Source organism: Streptomyces sp. NPDC050549 (assembly GCF_040655035.1).
Lineage (GTDB): Bacteria > Actinomycetota > Actinomycetes > Streptomycetales > Streptomycetaceae > Streptomyces.
In genome coordinates this window covers 1-18142 of sequence record NZ_JBFAJD010000061.1, presented here as the reverse complement: position 1 = coordinate 18142, position 18142 = coordinate 1, and the positions used below count along the sequence as shown (strand labels likewise).

The 18142-nt window shown below is 66.6% G+C and carries 13 protein-coding genes and 1 pseudogene; 2 read left to right on the top strand and 12 right to left on the bottom strand.

What is annotated here, in order from left to right; genetic code table 11:
- Positions 1-5: 5 nt before the first annotated feature.
- Positions 6-497: pseudogene (locus tag AB0I51_RS44775) on the top strand (hypothetical protein); the annotation flags it as partial.
- A 411-nt stretch (positions 498-908) separates the two neighbouring features.
- On the opposite strand, the gene AB0I51_RS44770 reads toward AB0I51_RS44775, so the two are convergent.
- From AB0I51_RS44770 to AB0I51_RS44715, 12 genes are all read right to left on the bottom strand, one after another.
- Positions 909-2126, bottom strand: a complete 1218-nt coding sequence (locus tag AB0I51_RS44770; RefSeq protein ID WP_362984670.1) for a cytochrome P450 — start codon at positions 2124-2126, stop codon at positions 909-911.
- Positions 2127-2404: 278 nt separating this feature from the next.
- Positions 2405-3439, bottom strand: coding sequence for a ketoacyl-ACP synthase III (locus AB0I51_RS44765; protein ID WP_362984668.1), 1035 nt, complete (start codon positions 3437-3439; stop codon positions 2405-2407).
- 46 nt (positions 3440-3485) lie between these two features.
- Entirely contained in the window at positions 3486-4661 is a 1176-nt protein-coding gene (locus AB0I51_RS44760) for a hydroxymethylglutaryl-CoA synthase (protein WP_362984666.1), read from the bottom strand.
- The gene (locus AB0I51_RS44755; RefSeq protein WP_362984665.1) at positions 4658-5719 is read right to left on the bottom strand and encodes a hydroxymethylglutaryl-CoA reductase; all 1062 of its coding nucleotides are present in this window, start codon (positions 5717-5719) and stop codon (positions 4658-4660) included. Before AB0I51_RS44755 ends, AB0I51_RS44760 begins: the two co-directional genes overlap by 4 nt.
- 15 nt (positions 5720-5734) lie before the next feature.
- A complete protein-coding gene (fni, locus tag AB0I51_RS44750; RefSeq protein ID WP_362984663.1) occupies positions 5735-6793 on the bottom strand; it encodes a type 2 isopentenyl-diphosphate Delta-isomerase in 1059 nt (352 codons plus the stop codon).
- Positions 6783-7871 (bottom strand): phosphomevalonate kinase, encoded by a 1089-nt coding sequence (locus AB0I51_RS44745; protein ID WP_362984662.1) that lies wholly within the window; start codon positions 7869-7871, stop codon positions 6783-6785. Before AB0I51_RS44745 ends, fni begins: the two co-directional genes overlap by 11 nt.
- The gene (gene mvaD / locus AB0I51_RS44740; RefSeq protein WP_362984660.1) at positions 7868-8851 is read right to left on the bottom strand and encodes a diphosphomevalonate decarboxylase; all 984 of its coding nucleotides are present in this window, start codon (positions 8849-8851) and stop codon (positions 7868-7870) included. Before mvaD ends, AB0I51_RS44745 begins: the two co-directional genes overlap by 4 nt.
- On the bottom strand, positions 8841-9794 hold the full coding sequence (gene mvk / locus AB0I51_RS44735) for a mevalonate kinase (protein ID WP_362984658.1): 954 nt from the start codon (positions 9792-9794) through the stop codon (positions 8841-8843). The genes mvaD and mvk overlap by 11 nt, the downstream gene beginning before the upstream one ends.
- Before the next feature lie 26 nt (positions 9795-9820).
- Positions 9821-11482: a prenyltransferase/squalene oxidase repeat-containing protein gene (locus AB0I51_RS44730; protein ID WP_362984656.1), complete on the bottom strand. Its 1662-nt coding sequence runs from the start codon at positions 11480-11482 to the stop codon at positions 9821-9823.
- A gap of 36 nt (positions 11483-11518) precedes the next feature.
- Positions 11519-12244 carry an HAD-IB family phosphatase gene (locus tag AB0I51_RS44725; RefSeq protein ID WP_362984654.1) on the bottom strand — a complete coding sequence of 242 codons (726 nt, stop codon included), beginning with the start codon at positions 12242-12244 and terminating at the stop codon, positions 11519-11521.
- Positions 12245-12350: 106 nt separating this feature from the next.
- Positions 12351-13613: a polyprenyl synthetase family protein gene (locus AB0I51_RS44720; RefSeq protein ID WP_362984652.1), complete on the bottom strand. Its 1263-nt coding sequence runs from the start codon at positions 13611-13613 to the stop codon at positions 12351-12353.
- A 967-nt stretch (positions 13614-14580) separates the two neighbouring features.
- Entirely contained in the window at positions 14581-15687 is a 1107-nt protein-coding gene (locus AB0I51_RS44715) for an Lrp/AsnC family transcriptional regulator (protein WP_362984650.1), read from the bottom strand.
- Between the two features lie 332 nt (positions 15688-16019).
- On the opposite strand from AB0I51_RS44715, the gene AB0I51_RS44710 reads away from it, so the two are divergent.
- Positions 16020-18083, top strand: a complete 2064-nt coding sequence (locus AB0I51_RS44710) for an AAA family ATPase (protein WP_362984648.1) — start codon at positions 16020-16022, stop codon at positions 18081-18083.
- Positions 18084-18142 lie beyond the last annotated feature (59 nt).

Here is an 18142-nt window from a genome sequence, read left to right as displayed (position 1 = left end):
CCGACATGAGCGCGTCGGGACGGGGCTACCGCTATGTCGGGCCGGACCACGTGATCGCTGCCGTCAAGGCAGCGGACGGTGGTGCCACCATCCGCACAGCCGCCGACTTCGCGGACTGGGTGGCAGCCCGGTCCGCCGAGGAACTGGAAGAGCCCTTCACCTTCGTCGTCGGCACGGACGATGCTCTGCGGCTGGCCCCGCGCCGCAGCGAACACGTCGCCTGCGCGAGCGGCGATCGGGTGCTGTGTGCTGGCGAAGTCAGCTTCTACCGCGACGCCGGACACTGGGCGGTGAACGAGGTCAGCAACCAGTCGACCGGCTACTGCCCGGATGTTGCCTCATGGCTGGCGGTCGCACAGGCACTGGACCAAGCCGAGCTCGACCACCCGAACTTCTTCACACACGCAGTGGTCTTCCGTCGATGTCCCACCTGCCAGGAGCACAACATCGTGCGAGAAGGCCACTTCGTCTGCGTCTTCTGCGACGCAGACCTACCCCGGCGATGGAAGATCCGAACGCGGACGACTCAGACGGGCCCTGATCCCGTCCACCACAACGCTCCCACCAGTTCCTTCAAACCGGCATCGAACCTCGGCTGCCAATGTCCAGTAAGTCTTGAGCCTGTCAAGGATCTGATGAGTTAGAAGTGTCAACCGAGTCCTGAGACCTCACATCACACCTGGGCGCTGTCGAGTCTTCGACCGCGACTTCCGACGAGCCATCGGCCTCCGGAGCCCCTCGCAAACCGTTTCTTTCTTCGGGTCGATTCACATGCTGCGAGGGCTAAGAGCGCGGTAGGCGACCCGTTTTCCAGGGTCCACGTCAGCCCGGGTACGCGGGTCTCCGCCGGGCATAGCAGGCGTGGGGTTTTCGTGACCTGCTCGGTGCGGGCGCCTTGGCTGGGTTCCTCACCATGTGACCGGAAGCTCGCGCAGGGGGCTGGTCAGGAGCCCTTCGACCCGCTGCAGTTCCTCGGTTCTGATGGCGAGGTCGAGAGTGGGAAGTCGGCGCAGCAGCACGGTGAGCACAGCCTGCAACTCGGTGCGGGCCAGCGGCTGCCCGACGCAGGAGTGCGGTCCCGCGCCGAAGGCCAGGTGACGATTCCGGCTGCGCATCAGGTCCATGTCGCCCGCGCCCTCGAACACGTTCTCATCACGGTTGGCCGAAGCCAGGTTGCACACCACCGTGCTACCGCGCGGCACCACACCACCGGAGAACTCGATGTCCTCGTGCACGTAACGGAGCATGCCGAAGCCGAAGCTGTTGGGGTCGAAGCGCAGTACCTCCTCCACCGCCGGGCGGATCAGCGAAGGATCGGCCAGCAACCGCTCCCAGCGCCGCCGATCGGACAGCAGGTGGGCCACCATCATCGCTGTGAAGCCGGCGGTGGTCTCGTGACCCGCGAGCAGCAACACCTGACCGGTGGCTACCAGTCCGGCCTCTGACATCGGCCGGCCCTCGTCGTCCGCACTGCCGATGAGAAGGCTGAGCAGGTCCTCACCCGGCTCGACGCGCTTGCTGGCCACGATTTCGGACATGTACGAGGCGAAGTTCTGGTGTGCGGCCCCCATCTCCTCACGGGTGTACTTCGTCAGGTTGAGGAAGATGTCGGACCACTGCTTGACCATGTCTCGGTCGCGCTCCGGTACTCCGAGCATGTCGCAGATCACCAGCATGGGCAGCGGGAAGGCCAGATGCGTCACCAGGTCCGCCGGCTGTCCATGCTCCAGCATCGTGTCGATGAGCCGTTCGGCCGTCGCCTCGATCTGCGGTCGCAACGCAGCCATCCGCTTGGCCGTGAACCACTTGTTGACCATCTGGCGCCACCGCTTGTTGCCCTCGGCGTTCAGTGTCCTCTGCATGGGACTGTTGAAGATGTTGTCGTCACCTGCTGCGATCCGAGCCGCGTCGGGACCGGCCATCCCGTCGCGACTCAACCGCGGATCGGAGAGTGCCGTCCTGACGTCCTCGTACCGGGTGAGCAGAGTGGCCTCATCGCCACTGGGCAGTGCCACGTGAGCCACTGGGCACCTCCTACGCAACTCCATCCACTCGGTGGGGGGCTCCAGCGCAGCCGGGGGTGACAGCGGGTAGGACAGGGGCTCGGTCTTGTGGACATCAGTCATGGCAGTACTCCTTGGCGCCGTGTGGGACACGAATCGAGGTCAGAGGTCATGGGGGAAGCTTCAGCTGCACTTCCCGTCAACCCCGGTACGGGCAGTGGCGTATCCGGCCGACCAGGCCGGTCGCGCTATGAGGTGAGGGCTTCGCCCAGCAAAGTGACGGATGGGACGGGCCATCCAGGTGCTCGCGGGAACTCACCGACATTCACGGGCCGGCAGACTCTCAGCTGACGTCCCTGTCTGCGGCCCTCCGCCGAGAGTGGTCCAGAGCTCGTCGGGAGTTACGCAGCCACAGAGGTACGCACCACGGCCCTTGCGGCGTACCGGGTGGGTGCCCATGCGAGCAGGGATGACCCGACCGACATACCGCCGCCGAACCCGCACAGCAGGACGAGGTCGTTCTCGGCGAGCAATCTCCTACGGTGCACCAGGTCCAACGTGATGGGGACGGAGGCGGCGCCGGTGTTGCCGTAGTGCTCGAGCGTGAGGTGGCATGTGGCACCGTGCAGCCCGAGTGTGGGCCACACATCGCTGAGCATCGTGCCGTTGGCCTGATGCGGCACGAAATGTTGGACGTCCTGCGGTGCTACCGAGGTGTCCTCCAGCAGTGCTTGCACCTCCTGGCTGAGGCTGTTCTCGACGAAGTCGCGCACCCCGCGGCCGTTCATCGTGAAGTAGTGCTGCCCGTTGGCGACGGTGGCGGATGACGCTGGCGTTCTGCTGCCTCCGGCGGGAACACTGATCAGCGAGTGCTGGTCTCCTCGCGTGGTGAGCCGCGTGCCCAGCACCCCTTGGGTCGCCGCCACGCGGCCCAGCAGTACGGCGCCCGCTCCGTCACCGAACAGGATCGCGGTTTTCCGGTCGGAGCGGTCGAGTATGCGCGAGTAGATGTCAGCACCGATGACGAGGGCGTACCGGTCTGGCTGGTCCTGCAGCAGCCCGTTCGCGACGGACAGAGCGAAGACGAAGCCGCTGCAGACGGAGTTCACGTCGAACGCCGCCGCGTTGGAGGCGCCGAGCAGGTGCTGGACGATGCTGGCGGTAGCGGGTTGAGGGTGGTCGGGGGTGGAGGTCGCCACCACGATGAAGGACACCTGGTCCGGGGTGATGCATGCCTGGGTCAGTGCGGCTCGTGCGGCTGCGGCCGCCAGGTCCGACGTCGCTTCGTGCGGTGCCGCGTGCCGCCGGGCATGGATCATGGTCTTGCGCGTGATCCACTCGTCGGTGACCCCGGTTTGCGCACCGACTTCGGTATTGCTCACCGAGCGGGCAGGCAGGTAGCTTCCGGTCGCGATAATGCCGATGGGGTGGCGCATGGTACTCATCGCCTTTCTCGGAACGGTCGGAGTTGAGGGCAGCGGGTCAGCTGCGTTCGTAGAGACGCTTGTGTCCGGACAGGCCGGCGAAGCGGAACGGGCCGGTGGTCTGCCTCAGCGTCGTGTGGTCTCCGCCGTCCTCCGACAGCGACCGCTGATGCAACGTGCGATAGGTGGCATAGTCGATCGACTGCCGGCGTTCGACGACCGAGCGATGTGCGCCGGTGCGCAGATGCTCCCGGTATCCAGGGACGACGGTGCCGCCGAAGAACTCGGCGACGCAGCCGGATCCGTAGCTGGCGAAGGCGATCGCCTGCTCGGAGAGGTCGCCCGCGTGGTCGAGCAGCGAGGCGAGCGCCAGGTACATCGATGCTGTGTAGGAGTTGCCCACGACCTCGTTGTAGGCGGTCGTCAGCCGGAGCATCGCCGACATCTCGTTCTCGTCGAGGTCGTATCCCGTGGTGCTGAACAGGTGCCGGTGGGCCTTGAAGGCCATCTTGGTGAACGGCTGGTGGTAGCAGAACGCGCCGAACTCGTGCAGTGGCCTGCCACCCTGCTCCGTGTAGTCCTTCCAGACACCCGCCAGGGCCTGCAGGTATGCGTCGATGGACTCCTGGCCGGCGACGAGCGCGGTGTTGCGGTAGTTGGGACGCCAGAAGTCCATGACGTCGGCGGTGTACAGGCCGGACTGTGGTTCGATGCGGATCAGCGCGGGGTTCGCGCTGACCAGCATGGCCACTGCCGCCGCACCCTGCGTGGCCTCGCCGGGGCTGTCGAGCTCGTAGCGCGATACGTCGCTGGCGATCACGAGGACCTGCTGCGAGGGGTCGCGGTGGACCAGGCCGATGGCGAACTGCAGTGCCGCGGTACCTGAGTAGCAGGCTTGTTTCAGCTCGACGACCCTGGTGGATGTGGGCAGGTTCAGCAGGGAGTGGACGTAGATGCCTGCCGCCTTGGACTGGTCGATCGACGTCTCGGTGGCCAGCACCACCGTCCGGATCCGATCCGTACCCCAGCGCTCCACCAGGGGTGCCGCTGCGGTCGCCGCCATGGTGACGATGTCTTCGTCCGCGGCGGCGATGCTCATGGCCCGCTGTCCGATGCCGAGGTGGTACTTGCCGATGTCGGCGCCCGTGTGTGCGGCGAGTTCGGTGTGCGGCAGTACGAACTCTGTCGTGGCGAAGGACAGGTCGTGAATTCCGATGGGCGTGTTCGCGGTCATGAGGGGCTTCCTATCTTTTCGTGCGAGCGTTCCAGGTGGAGGTGGGCGCGCATCAGCTCTCCGGGGTTTGTCTGAGCGGCCATGAGGGAGAGCTCGCCGCACAGCACGGTGGCTGCCGCGAGCACGGCGAGCCTGCGCGCGTTCTCACCGGGTTCCCGCGCCTCTCGGCAGCCCAGCCGGGTCAGGTTGGTGTCGACGAACGGCAGTTCTTTGCCGTTGCCGACGGTTCCGACGATGAGGTTCGGGATGGTGCAGGAGAAGTAGAGATCGCCGTCGCGGTCCTCGGCCACGGTGACGCCCTGCGATCCCTCGACGATGTTGGCCGCGTCCTGCCCGGTCGCCAGGTAGAACCCCAGCAGCATGTTCGCGTAGTGCGCGTTCGCCGACCGGATGCCGCCTGCCAGCAGCGTGCCGATCAGGTTCTTTCGCAGGTTGAGTTGAGCGATCTTCGCGGCGGTGGTGTGCAGCTGGTGCTCCACGACGTCGCGCGGCACCGTCAACTCCGTGACCACGTTCTTGCCCCGGCCGAGGATGCCGTTGATCGCGGTTGCCTTCTTGTCGGTGCAGTAGTTGGCCGAGATCGACCCGTAGGTGATACCGGGCACGGTCTTGAGAAGGTGGGAGAGGAGCTGATCGGCCGCCAGCGTCGCCATGTTGTGCCCGGAGGCGTCTCCGGTGGTGAACTCGAACCGCAGGAACAGCAGGTTTGCCGTGATCTCGTGGCGGATGGCGACCAGGTCGGCGAAACGGCTGCACGAACGTACGACGTCGCGCAGCTCGGCGAACTGCATGTCGATCCGCCTGGCCGCGCTGAGCGCGGTCTGTGCGTCGGCGGCCTCCACGAGAACGGAGCGGGTCATCCGCTCGTCGACCAGCGTCGCGACGATCCCTTCCGGCGTCGACCGGGAGATCCGGGCGCCTCGCCCGACCGAGGGCCACAGCGGTGACTCATAGGTGGCGAGTGGGACTTGCGTCTCAACGTGGGCGACGTTGCCCGTGATACGCAGCGGCCCCACCCATCTCATCGGGACGCCGGCGATCGTGTCTTCATCGGTCATGGTGCTTTTCCTGTTCTACGGCACGGGGAGGAAAGGTCGCGCGAAGCGGTAGACGTCGATGCCGCGATCGGTGCAGAACTCGCGCAGGTCGCCGCGGATGCGCACTTCGCAGTGGGAAAGATCGGCGGGGGTCCGTGCGCCGAGCATGGTCATGATCGACTCGATCTGGTCCAGCCACGTCGTGATCTGGGTGATCAGCGCGTTCGGGCCGCCGTCGAGCACTGTCTTCAGGAACGTGCCGGCGACGCCGACCGCGCTCGCGCCGAGCGTCAGCCCTCGTACGACGTCGAGGGGATGCCGCACGCCGCCGGAGGCGAACAGCGGCAACCCGACGTCGGAAGCGTCCAGCAGGCAGGCCGGTGTGGACTGGCCCCAGCCGTCGGCGAAGGCGTAGTCACCGCCTGCGCGCCGGCTGTTCTCGATACGCGCGAAGTTGGTGCCGCCGCGGCCGCCGACGTCCGCGACGCTCACCCCGAACTTGCTCAGGCGCCGTACGGTCTCCCTGCTGAGCCCGAAGCCGACTTCCTTGACGAACACGGGGACGTCGACGCCTGCGACGATCTCCTCGATCCTCGGTCCCCACGCCGCGAACGACCGGTCGCCTTCCGGCATCACGGTTTCCTGGACGGTGTTGAGGTGGATCTGCAGTGCGTCGGCCCGCAGCAGGTCGACTGCCCGCTGGGCCTGCGCGACGGTTGTAGTCGCGTTGACGTTGGCGATGACGAACCCGTCCGGGTTCTGGTCGCGCAGTACGCTGAAGGTGTTCGCGGTGGACACGTCCTTGAGGAACGGGCTCATCGAACCGCTCGCGAGAGGAACGCCGGTCTCCCGCGCGGCGATGGCCAGGTCCCGGTTGATGTCGCCGGTTCTGTCACTTCCTCCGGTCATCGCGTTGATGTAGAGCGGAACTCCCCAATCGATGTCCGCGAACCGGGTGTTCAGGGAGACATCTGCCCGGTCGATCCCGGCCAGTGCGTGATGGATGAACGTCACGTCGTCGAACTCGTTGCGGCCACCGGACTGGTGGTGCTCGACGGCGAGCCGGACGTGATCGTCCTTGCGGTCACTGATCACCTGCGTGTGTCCTTTCTGATTCGGCGGTGTGGATGGGCAACAGCACCACTCCTGCGGTGAGCCATCGGTTGCGCAGGCGGTTGACGGCGCGCGGGTCTCGTTCGAGCAGGGCGATTCCACAGTCGCCGCCGCCTGCGCCCGAAGGTTTCGCGGCTCCGCCCACCGCCTCGGCCGCGTCGCACAGCGCGGTGAGGCCATGCGTGAAGATGCCGAGATTCCCTTGGCTGTCGGCGTGCGCCAGCAGCTGCCTTGCCCGTCGGATCTCTTTGATCACCAGGAGGTCATTGCCGTGTTCCAGTGCGTCAGCCACCGCGTCTACGCAGGCACTGCTGCGGCGCACGAACTCACGGTGTGCGGCACTGCCGCGCCAGTTCTGGACCGTGCCGCTGGATAGTTTGTCCGAAGTGGATGCTGGTTGTCCGGTCCAGCCGACCGCGACCGTGAGTTCACGCGGTGGGGGGAGCCGCCGCACCTCGAACCCCGGCCACGGTGCCTGCAGTGCCTCCCTGAGACCCTTGCGGCGGGCGAGATCGAGCACGGCGGTGCGGTCCGGTGCGCGGTAGAGGATCCAACCGCCCCAGGTGCTCGCCGCCAGATCACCGCCGGAAGCGCGCGCATCGAGCAGGGCTGTCGCCAGCAAGGCGAGACGGAACCGCTCCTCGGCGCGGAGCGACACCCCGCAGTACGCGAGCATCGCGCCGATCGTCGCGACCGTGACCGCACCGCTGGAACCGAGTCCGAACTTCACGCCATCGTCGTGCAGTCCGCTGTGGATCGACAGTTGGACCCTGGGCACGGGGAGGTCCCATTCGGTCAGCAGCGCGGCCACCACCTCGACCGCGGCCACCACCTGGCGCGGACCGACGTCCGCCAGGAATCCGTTCGCCGTGCGCGACAGCCGCACCGGCTGGTCCGCCAGGTCAGACACGATCACCAGATCGTCGTCGGCCGGCGTGACGCTGACGGTGACCTCCCGGTCGACCGCGGCCAGAACGGCGGGTGACCCGGCTTCCAGCACCGCGTACTCACCGACGACGAACAGCTTTCCCGGCGCGCGCCGGACGACGGTCCTGGTCATGGCTTCACCACCAGCCGGGCGGCAGGACCGACGCCGGCCACCGCGGTCGGGCAGCCGGCCGATGTCCTGACCGCCTCGGCGACCGCGTCCGCGTCCGCGCGGTGGCAGAGGACCTTGACGTTCGGCCCGGCGTCCATGGTGGCGTAGGCGGACACACCGGCACGTCGCAGTTCGAGCACGCTGTCGAGTGCGGCGACCGTCGCGGGCGCGAGGTACCGGACAGCTGGACGCGCCGCCAGCATCGTGGCGTGCATCCCCAGCGCGTTGCGCTCGGCGATCTCACCGACGGCGTCGAGATCTCCGCGCGCCACCGCCGCCCGCATCTGTGTCAGATCAACCGCGGCGGAATCGGCCCAAGCCCGGTACAGCGGCGAGGTCTCGACCGTGCGCTGCATGGCATCCCGGCTGTTCACCGACTTGTGGCCGGTATCGACCAGAGCGACCACCATCACTGGCTCGAATCCGGCCGACGGCACCGGCTCCGCGTAGGAACTCGCGTCGTCGTGTCCTGCGTGCCAGAGCGCGAAACCGCCGAAGACCGACCTCGACGCAGACCCGGACCCTCGCCGGGCCAGCCGCGACAACGCGGTCGCGTCCAGGTCCAGCCCGCTTGCCGACGACGCCGCCAGCGCCAGCGCGGCGAACCCGCTGGACGACGATGCCAGCCCAGCACCGGTCGGCACCGTGTTCGCACTGTCCACCACGGCTTTGCCGGTACGACCTGTCCGGGAGCGGACCAGGTCGAGGAACTCGGTGACCCGTCGCCGCGGTTCACCGCTCACCACCACGCCGTCCAGCGTGACCTGGTCGTCGCCCGCCTCGGCACAGAAGCGGACCGTGGTGGTGGTCCAGAAGGCGTCGAGGGTCATCGACAGACTGCCGGTGCACGGCAGAACCAGCTCCGCGTCCCGCTTGCCCCAGTACTTGACCAGGGCGACGTTGACATGAGCGACCGCTGTCGCCTGCGCATCACCTGCCATGGCGGGCATACCTCCCGACCGGTACGGTCCATGTGCGCACCGCGCCCGCTTCGCACAGCGCCCGGCTCACACCCCGGGCGTCTTCCTGTCTGTCCACCAACGCGAGGACGCAGCCACCGAGCCCGCCTCCGCTGATCTTGGCGCCGAGTGCTCCCGCCGACGCGGCGGCCTCAACCATCGCGTCGATCAACACGGTGCTGAGTCCCAGCTCGCGCAGCGCGACGTGACACTCGGACATCGACCTGCCCAAAGCGATCGCGTCGCCGTCCGCGAGGTCTCGTACAGCCGAGCGGACCAGCTCGGAAACCGTGCCCACGAACCGCTCGCGCGCGCCGGGCTGTTGTTCGAAGGCGTCACGCACCAGACGGACCGCGTCCTTGGTACGTCCCGCCGTGCCGCTGTCCGCGATCACGAACAGACCGTCGAACCCGATGCGTACCTGTTCGGCGGTGCCGTTCTCGAAGAGCAACGGTGCGACAGCTCCCGTGGTCAGCGCGTCCACGCCGCTTGCCCGCCCGTGTGCGACGTTCTCAGCGACCTGAATCAACTCGTACACCTCGCGGGGGTCGAGATCGCGGTTGAGCAGGTCCGCCAGTGCGAGCACGGCCGCCCGTGCACACGCGGCACTTGAACCGAGTCCCCTGCCTGCCGGGATCTCGCACTGCAGCAGCACCTCAACCCGCCGGCCGTCACCTCCGCCTGCCAACCCGTCGGCTATCTTCTGCAGTCCGTCGCACGTATAGGGAGTGGCCCCGGTCGGGCCGTTCACCCAGAATGTGGTCGCACCTGGCTCGGCGAACCGCGTGGCGTGTGCGGTCACCGTCAATCGCGGCACCGGAATGGCGAGAGCCGGCGAGCCGTACAGGACAGCGTGTTCACCGAGCAGGATGGCTTTCGCGTGGGCCCGGCCGGATCCCGAGGCGACGCGCGCTGTCGCGGCCATATCCAGGCTCCGAGGAGTCAGGATTTTCATCGGGGGTCCTGCCTCTGCGACTCCGGCGCACTGCCGGCACCACGCAGCGTCGGCTGAACGTGAGCACGGACGTCGTCGAGCAAGGTCGAGACGTTGTCAGCTGCATTTTCCGCCGCCCTGGCGAGTGCGATGGCGTATGCGGCCAGCCATCCCGACCTCACGATGAGGTTCGGGCTGTAAAGGGCTTTGCCGATCCAGAGCGACGGGTGGGAGGGGTCGTCCAGGTGCTCGCGGAGGTACACCGCCGCGTTGTTCCAAACACGGTGGTCGACGGGCATACCGGCGTCCGCCATCGCGTCAAGGGTCAGGACGGCATAGGCCGTCTCCTCGGGTGTGCCGTCGCCGAAGCCCCACACTCCACTGCGGTGCTGGCTGCGCATGAGCCACTGGTAGGCCTTGTTCAAGGGCTCCGCGATGATGCTGCGTGACAGGCCTGGTGTGGTGAGTGAGAACGCGACGTGCGCGGTGCCGTAGTGGGGAGACACGTTCCAGTAGTCGCACCACTTGCCGTCAGCGTGCTGCTCGCCGAGAACGTACTGCAGGACCTTGTCGATTTGCGGCCGGTATCGGTCGGGCTGCTTCAGTAGTGCCTGGAGGACTCGCGCGTTGGGCGTCAGTGAAGTCTGGCGCGCGTAGGGGTAGTCGGCGAAGTTCGTCGGGTTCTCGAAGGCGAGGAGGCCGTGGAGCTGCTTGCTCGAGTCGTACGCCGGGGCGAACCCGTGCAGGAGCACCAGGGACATGGACGAGTTGTCCGAGTCGGGTGCGGGGAACGATGGGCTGAAGGCCACCAGTCCCGTCTCTCCGAGTACCTCACGCAGCCATGTCACGTACTGGCTGGGGTCGCGCAGAAGGCGTGCTCGATGCAGATGGTGCAACACCCACAGCTTCTCCAGGAGTTCCGCGGGATGGAACTCCGGGAAGCTGCCGTCTTCAGCTTGCACACTCTGGAGGAACTGGAGTGACTGCGGATTCCCGGTGGCCGAGTAGTAGGCAGCGGTGGAAGCAATCGAGTTGCCCATCGTCCCGTTCGGGGAAAGGAAGCGGGTCAGCTGCGGAGCTATGTCAGGAAGCTGCGGAACGCCTTCCAGGGAGAACAGCAGGCTGGTCGGTTCGCTGACGAGCCGCTCAAGGGGAATGAGGCGCAGCTTGGCTGCCCTGGCTTCCTCCAGGTCGGCGAAATCCTGGTAGGGAAGCTGCAGGCCCAGTGTGCGTGCCTCGGCGAGCAACTGAGGGACGATGGTTTCGAATGCGCAGGTCTCCGCGTAGTGATGGCGCCATTCGCCGCCGTATTCGCGTAGATAGCGGCACCCGTTGTCGACGGCCTGCTGCACCCTTGGGCCGCCTGGACCGCTTTCGCCTGCGAGAGCGACTACGGCGGCGAGCGTGCTGAGCGTCCGGTCATAGGGCATCTTGATGACGCCGCCCCAGGAGCCGTCCGGGAGCTGATGGCCCAGCAGCCATTGACGGGCGGCCGGGAACAAGAGTTCTCCGTCCTTCCGCAGCCGTGCCGCCACCGCAGTGGTGTAGGCGCTGGAGGCGACCGGGCTCTTCCCCAGGTCGTCCAGAATTTTTTGGGCACGGTCGAACAGGGCGGTGGGATGAGCCGGTGCACTCTGATGGTCCTCATGTGCCAGCACGTCGGAATGGTGGGTGCTCATGTCAGTCTCCCAGTGACGATGTTCGGGTGGAGGGGCCTACGAAGTTGCGGGTACCGGACCACCGGTCCGGTGGCGCTCGTCCGGGAAGGAATTCAGGGAGGCCAGAAGTTCGGTGACTTCACGGAGGGTGGTCGCCGACCGCCAAGCTGACGGGGCCAGGTGGGCGTTGCTGTCGTTGGCCATCAGGACCCCGTTGCCGGTCACGGCGAACAGGCCCTTGTCGTTGTCCCCGTCGCCGACCGCGAGGATCTCGTGGGGGGCGACTTGATGGCGGTCGCAGAAGGCGAGGAGCTGTTGTTCCTTGAGGCCGGCTGCATCCAGATTCGCCGTCAGATCGGTCAGTCTGCCCTCATGGTCGAAGGACAGTTGAAGGTTGGCGTAGTGCTCCGTGAGTCCCAGGCGTGCCGCAGTGACAGCGGCAAACAGATTTGCCGAGCTGGTGATGAGGCATACGGGCATGCCGCGCTGTTGCAGATCGGCCACGAACGCTGCCGCGTCTGGGCGCAGAGGGACGCTCTCGAACAGGGTGGTCAGGTGCGCGTGAGTGGCGCGGCCTGATCTCTCCCACATTTCCCGCATCAGGTGCTGGCTGGCCCTGGCTGAGACACGGCCGGACAAGGCGGAGCGACCCAGGTTGAAGAACTCCTCGGTGTCGACTCCGAGTTCGCGGTTGACCAGAGAAATGGAATCCTCGGTGGTGAGTGTGTGATCGATATCGAGCACCGCAGCCCGAAAACGGTTCATCGCAGCTGTTTCCTTCATCGGTTCCGCGCTTCCCCGGGCGCACGTTCGGCCGCTTGCACGGCTCGTGCGACGCGGGCGCCAAGGGTGTGCAGCGCGGCAAGGAAGACCTGCTTGTTCGGACCGCTCATGAGGTCCTCCGAGTGGCGCTGTCCGCGAGTTGACGCAGGTGGAACACAGCCGTCGCGTCGAGCACTGTGTTTGTGTCGAGAAGGGCGAGAACTCTTTCCCGGCGCTGGGCGATCATGTCCTCGACCTGGGCACGGGCGCCGGTGCCGGTGAGGACGGCACGGATCTGGGCGGCCTGGGCCTCGGTAAGGTCCGGGTGGCCGAGCAGCCGGCGCAGCACGTCGGCTTGGTCAGGGGTGCCGTCACGCAGGGCGAGACCGACGAGGACCGTAGGTTTGCCCTCGCGCAGATCCTCCGTGCTGGATTTGCCGGTAACGGCAGGATCTCCGAAGGCGCCGAGGAGGTCATCGCGCAGCTGGAAGGCCTCGCCCAGTGGCACGGCGTAAGCGGTGAGTGCGTCGATCACGTCGGTGGAGGCACCAGCGAGTTCGGCACCGAGGTGCAGGGGCCGTTCGATGGTGTATTTCGCGGTCTTGTAGCGAATGATCGTCTGAGCACGCTCGATGTCCGCTGTGGGCTGACCAGTAGCGGTCACGTCGAGATACTGGCCGTACATCACCTCGGTGCGCATCATGTCGAGTACCGGAAGAATTCGGGCGAGTTGATCGTGGCGCAGCCCAGCAGTGTGGATCAGTTCGTCCGACCAGGACAGCGCGAGATCGCCTATCAGGATTGCCGCACCGGCACCGAGTCGGTCAGTGAGGGCGCGAGGGCGGTCGTCCGCATACCGATCAGCCAGGGCACGGTGGAGGGTGGGAGCGCCTCGGCGGGTGTCGGAGTCGTCCATCACGTCGTCATGGATCAGTGCGAAGGCGTGAAACATCTCCAGGGCGGCCGCCACCTGCACGATCTCGCACGGTGCAGGGGTCCGACCGCCTGCGGCGTGCCAGCCGAGCACACACAGGGCCGGGCGCAGGCGCTTGCCGCCGGCTGCGAAGAAGTCCGCGAGGGGTGCCAGGGCGTCGGATGGCATGCCCTGAGCGGTTGAGGCGGTTGCCTTCTGTCGCAGAAAGTCGGCCAGGAGTGTTTCGACCTGTGAACGTATGGCGGTCAGGTTCAGCGGGTCGGTCAGGGAGGGGGGTGCGATGGTCACGGTGCTGCCCTTTCTGCGGACATGGCAGGGGTCGTAGGCGCGAGTTCGAGTATTTCGTTGAGCAATGCCTCGACGATCTTCGATTCGGGAACGAAAGATCTGGCCTCTGCCGATGCCACAGGAGACACCCAGGCCAGCTTCGCGAAATTCGCCCAGTCCATTGGCCAACGCAGCCCATTACGGCAGTGCAAAGGGCGTCCTGGCGCACGATTGCTGACAGTTCGTCAATAATCGGGACGGCGCAGGCCGTTTACTCGGAGGTTCCCCCTCAAAGCCCCATTCGCCGCAACAATGCTGGCTTTAGATGAGCCGTCAGTGTGCGCCGGCCAAGGGCTCCGAGGTGGTGCAGGACTGAGAACTCCGTCTACTCGTCCGCCGTGGGCGAGCAGCCGGGACAGCCTTGGGTCAGGTATCGCCCATGTGGTTATTGACTTCTTTGAGTGCGCGGACTTTGCCGGATACAGGTCCCACGGGTCCTCCAAGGTCACCTACCCGGCCGCTTGAGTCAGGAGTGGCGGGGGCTCTGCACTGATACTGCGGATTCCCGGGGAAGCGGCACATCGGGGCCCGTCCCCCATATTTCAAAGCGAGAGGCTGCGCACCCGCCTTATCGGGTGCATGTAGCCACTGATCAACCGGCTCGAACGGTGGCAGCGCAGGGAGACAGCCCTGAGCCGAGGGCACATCTGGCTGCGCACGCCCGCATGTCACGGCAGGAGCAACTGCATTCCTTCGTGCTTGCACGCGCGGCCGGACAGGGGAGCTCGCGCGTCCCCCGCCTAACTGGCGGGGTGCTGAAGTACGAGACGTGGGTAGAGCCCCAAAGAATATAGGGGCCGCTTTCTCGCTTGCAGTCGAGGTTGCTATGAAAGGCCAAGTCCGTAGCGAATCAGCCCACCCCGGTTTGATATCCAGCCCTAAGTGCGGCCGACTGAAAGGCGAATAAAAGGTTAATTTTTCGTGAACTACGCCTCGCGTCCGTCATCGGGGCCGCGGGGCCCTGGGTCGCCACTCATCACACAGAATTTGAACACGCCGGCAGCGCGAACTGAGTTTGGTAGTCGGGCTGGTAGGCCAGCTCGGTGACGCGATGGGTCCGGCCTGCTCGGCAATCGTGTTCGGCTGTCGCCCGGCGCTATTGGGGCGCGTTCTCCGATTTCACCGCCTGCGGCATTCGGGTGGCAATGGGGACGAAGCCGGTGGCGCGGCCGTGGTCGTCCAGCAGTCGGCCCATGCGCTTGAACACGCGAAGCGTCACCGCACGGTCGACCACCCGCAGGTCCGGGAAACGATTCTCCAGTGTGGTTTCGAGAGCCCGGCCATCCGCGACGGAGCGCAGCCAGGCCAGCACGAACAGGTTGGCCTCGCCGGTCACGGCGACGCACAGGCGTACCTCGGGCATGCTGCTCAGTTCGTGACCCACCCGGTCCAGCTGTGCGGCCGGCACCTGGGCGCGGAACGTCATGGTGACCGGCCAGCCTGCCAGCTCGTGTGCGAAGTCGCACCGGAACACCAGGACGCCGGCGTCGACCAGTTCGCGGATCCGCCGGCGCACGGTGTGTTCCGCGACGCCGAGCGCGCTCGCCATACTCGCGTAGGAGGCGCGGCCGTCCGGGCTGAGCACGGCCAGCAGCGGGAGGTCGGCCTCGAACGGATCGGCCACGGTGGCACGGCCACGGCCGGAGGTGACGTCGAGTGAGGCCTTCTGCCGTGGTTCCAGGCTCCCCGCCTGCCACTCTCTGCCCTCCCGGTACATCCCGGTGACCAGCCGAAACCGGGCACCGGTTACTCCCGGCAGCGCACCGATGTCGTGTGTCACCGCGTCCGTGAGACTGGTCAGATCCAAGGCGCTGACGATCACGATCAGGTCGCAACTGCCCGTCACGTGGTAAACGCTGAACGCCCAGCCGAGTTCGGACAGCCGCTGTGCCGTCTCGGCGGCGTCGCCGGGCCGGCAGTCGACCTCGATGAGGCCGATCATGATGCTGTCGAACACCGGGTAGGCGGTCACCCACGCCATGCCGACTGTCGTCAGCCGCTCCCACTGGCGGGCAGCGGCCGAACCGCTGATCCCGAGCGCCGCTCCGATCGTGGCCCATGCGGCACGCGGCTGCAGCTGCAAGGCGTCGATCAGGGCGAGGTCGCGCTCCTTGAAGGAGCCGACGCCTGCCGTCGCCGCTCCGTGCCTCTGCCGGGCCGGGGCCGACGGGCCGGCCGAAGTCTCCAGCTCTTTCTTGATCACCCCGCGAAGTATCGCCCGAAACCGGATTCACCTCCAGTCGGGATTGCGCGTCAGGAGCGGCCAGCAGTCGGAATCACGCAGTTCCGTGATGGACCGCGCTCCTCCCGTGACCATGGTCCGCAGCGAAGTGACGTCGTGGCGACGACCCTGCTGGTGCGAAGAAGAGACCTATTTGTATTTGTTTCCGAGCTGCAACTCGTCATCGGTGTCAGTCCATACGTCGAGCTCAAGGCCGCTCCAGTCAGCGCCGTCGAACGCGCTGGTTGTCGCGGTGTGCTGGATTTCAGCCAATCTCGGTAAGGGCAAAAGATATGAGAGCCTCGAAACCTCACATGGTCGGGCGCGAATCCCACCGGTTGTACCTTGAGCAGGCGCTTTCCGGCGCGAGAGAGGGACGGGGCGGATGCCTTTTCCTGGTGGGCGAGGTGGGGATTGGCAAGTCGCGGCTGGTTGCCGAGGCGGTAGACATGGCCTCGGACTCCGAGATGCGGGTACTCCGCGGCCGGAGCAGTGCGACCGGGCCGGCGGTGCCCTTCCGGCCCCTCGCCGAGGCGCTCATGTCCCTGTTCCGCAGTGGCGAGGCTGTGGGCAGCTCCGCACTCGGCCCTTACCAGTCGGCACTCGGCCGACTCGTACCAGATTGGGACACGGGAGATTGCCGCGCTGCGGGTCGTGAGAGCAGTTCCACGGTCATCCTGGGCGAGGCGCTGCTGAGGCTGTTCATGGCAGCGGCCAAGGACCGAGGCCTCGTGCTGGTCCTGGAGGACCTGCACGACGCCGACTCCGAAACACTCGCAGTGGTCGAGTACATGGTGGACAACCTGGAGCACATGCCGGTGCTGCTGCTCGTCACCATCGGTACGGAAATCAGTGACGTCCTGGAACTGGCCGACTCTGCCCGCCGTCGCCGTACAGCCAACGTCATCGAACTGTCCCCGCTCACCCGTCCCCAAGTGCGGGACATGGCTGCCGCCCTCCTTGACGTGGAGCCCTGCCAGTTGCCGCAGGCGGTGGTCGACCGATTGTGGGACGTCAGTGCTGGTAACCCGTCGATTGCCGAGGAATTGCTACAGTCCATGGTCAACTGCGGGCTGCTCGTCCAGGGCGACAACGGCTGGCGCGTACTGGGCGATCTGGGGAGCTTCACCCCGACAAGCCTGTTCCGGGGCGTCCTGCGACGCGTCGACCGGCTGGGGCCGAAAAGCCTGGTGCTGCTGTCCGCCGCCGCGCTCCTCGGGCGGCGCTTCCCGCTGACCGTGCTGCAGCGGATGACCGGCATCACCAGCCCGGACCTGCTCAGCCATCTCCACGCGGGCATCGCTGCCCGGCTCATCGTCTCCGACCAGCCGGTCCCGGACTGGTACGCGTTCCGCCACTCGCTCACGGTGGACGCGCTGCTCAGCCAGCTGACGCCCGGCCAGCGATCGGAGATGGCCAGGCGCGCCGCAGATGCGGTAGAGGCCCTACATCCCGAACTGCCGAACGAGTGGTGCCCCTTCATGGGACAAATGCGCGCCGAAGCCGGTGACTTCACCGAGGCCGGGCGGCTCTTCCTGGAAGCAGGCCGGCGAGACCTGGCGGCAGGTTCGATCGGCTCCGCAGCTGTCCTTCTTGCCCGCGCTGAGCAGGCACTGGCCGACACGACAGACATCAACACCCGGGCCGAGGCTCAGGAGTTGTTGCTCTCCGCACTCACCGAAGCGGGCGACTTCGCCCGCGCCTTCGACCTCGCCGAGCACCTGCACACCCTCGGTGGAACCAACACATCCACCATACGGCTCGCTGCGCTACACACCCAGGTCGCCAAACTGGCGCACACCGCGGGCCGCTGGGCAGACGGCAACCGACACATCGCGCGGGCAAGGACCCTGCTCCACTCGGAGCCCGACAACGCCACGCTCGCGGCCATCGATATCACGGCTGCCCACCTGGTCCTGGACACACCAGGCACGAACCGCGCCAAACAGGCCGAGACGCTGGCCCGTGCCGCGTTGGAAGCAGCCGAGCGGCACGACCTGCCGACGATCGCCTGCCAGGCCTTGGAGGTACTGGCTGTCGTGGGCTTTCAGTACGATCCCGGTCAGGCGTACGCCATGCTGGAGCAGGCTCACGCCCTGGCGGAGCGCCACCATCTGCCGCTGCGCCGCATGTACGCGGCGACTCGGATCGGGGCGGAGAACTGGCTCACTGAAGGCGACACCACTGAGCTGCATACAGCCCGGCAGGACGCCCTGCGACTCGGCTCGGCCGTCAACGTACAGGCGGTTGACGGCATTCTGGTCCTGGATTCCGTCCTGCGGGGACAGTTCGAAGCCGGGCAGACGGCCGCCGACCGATGCCTGGCGGCCGTGCGGTGTCTGAGTGCGTTGTGGCAAACCGGATCTCGTTCGAGGTAATGCGGCGCGGGTGATCATCTGGACGGAGGTTCGGGTGCGGTCGCGGGCATGAGAGAACG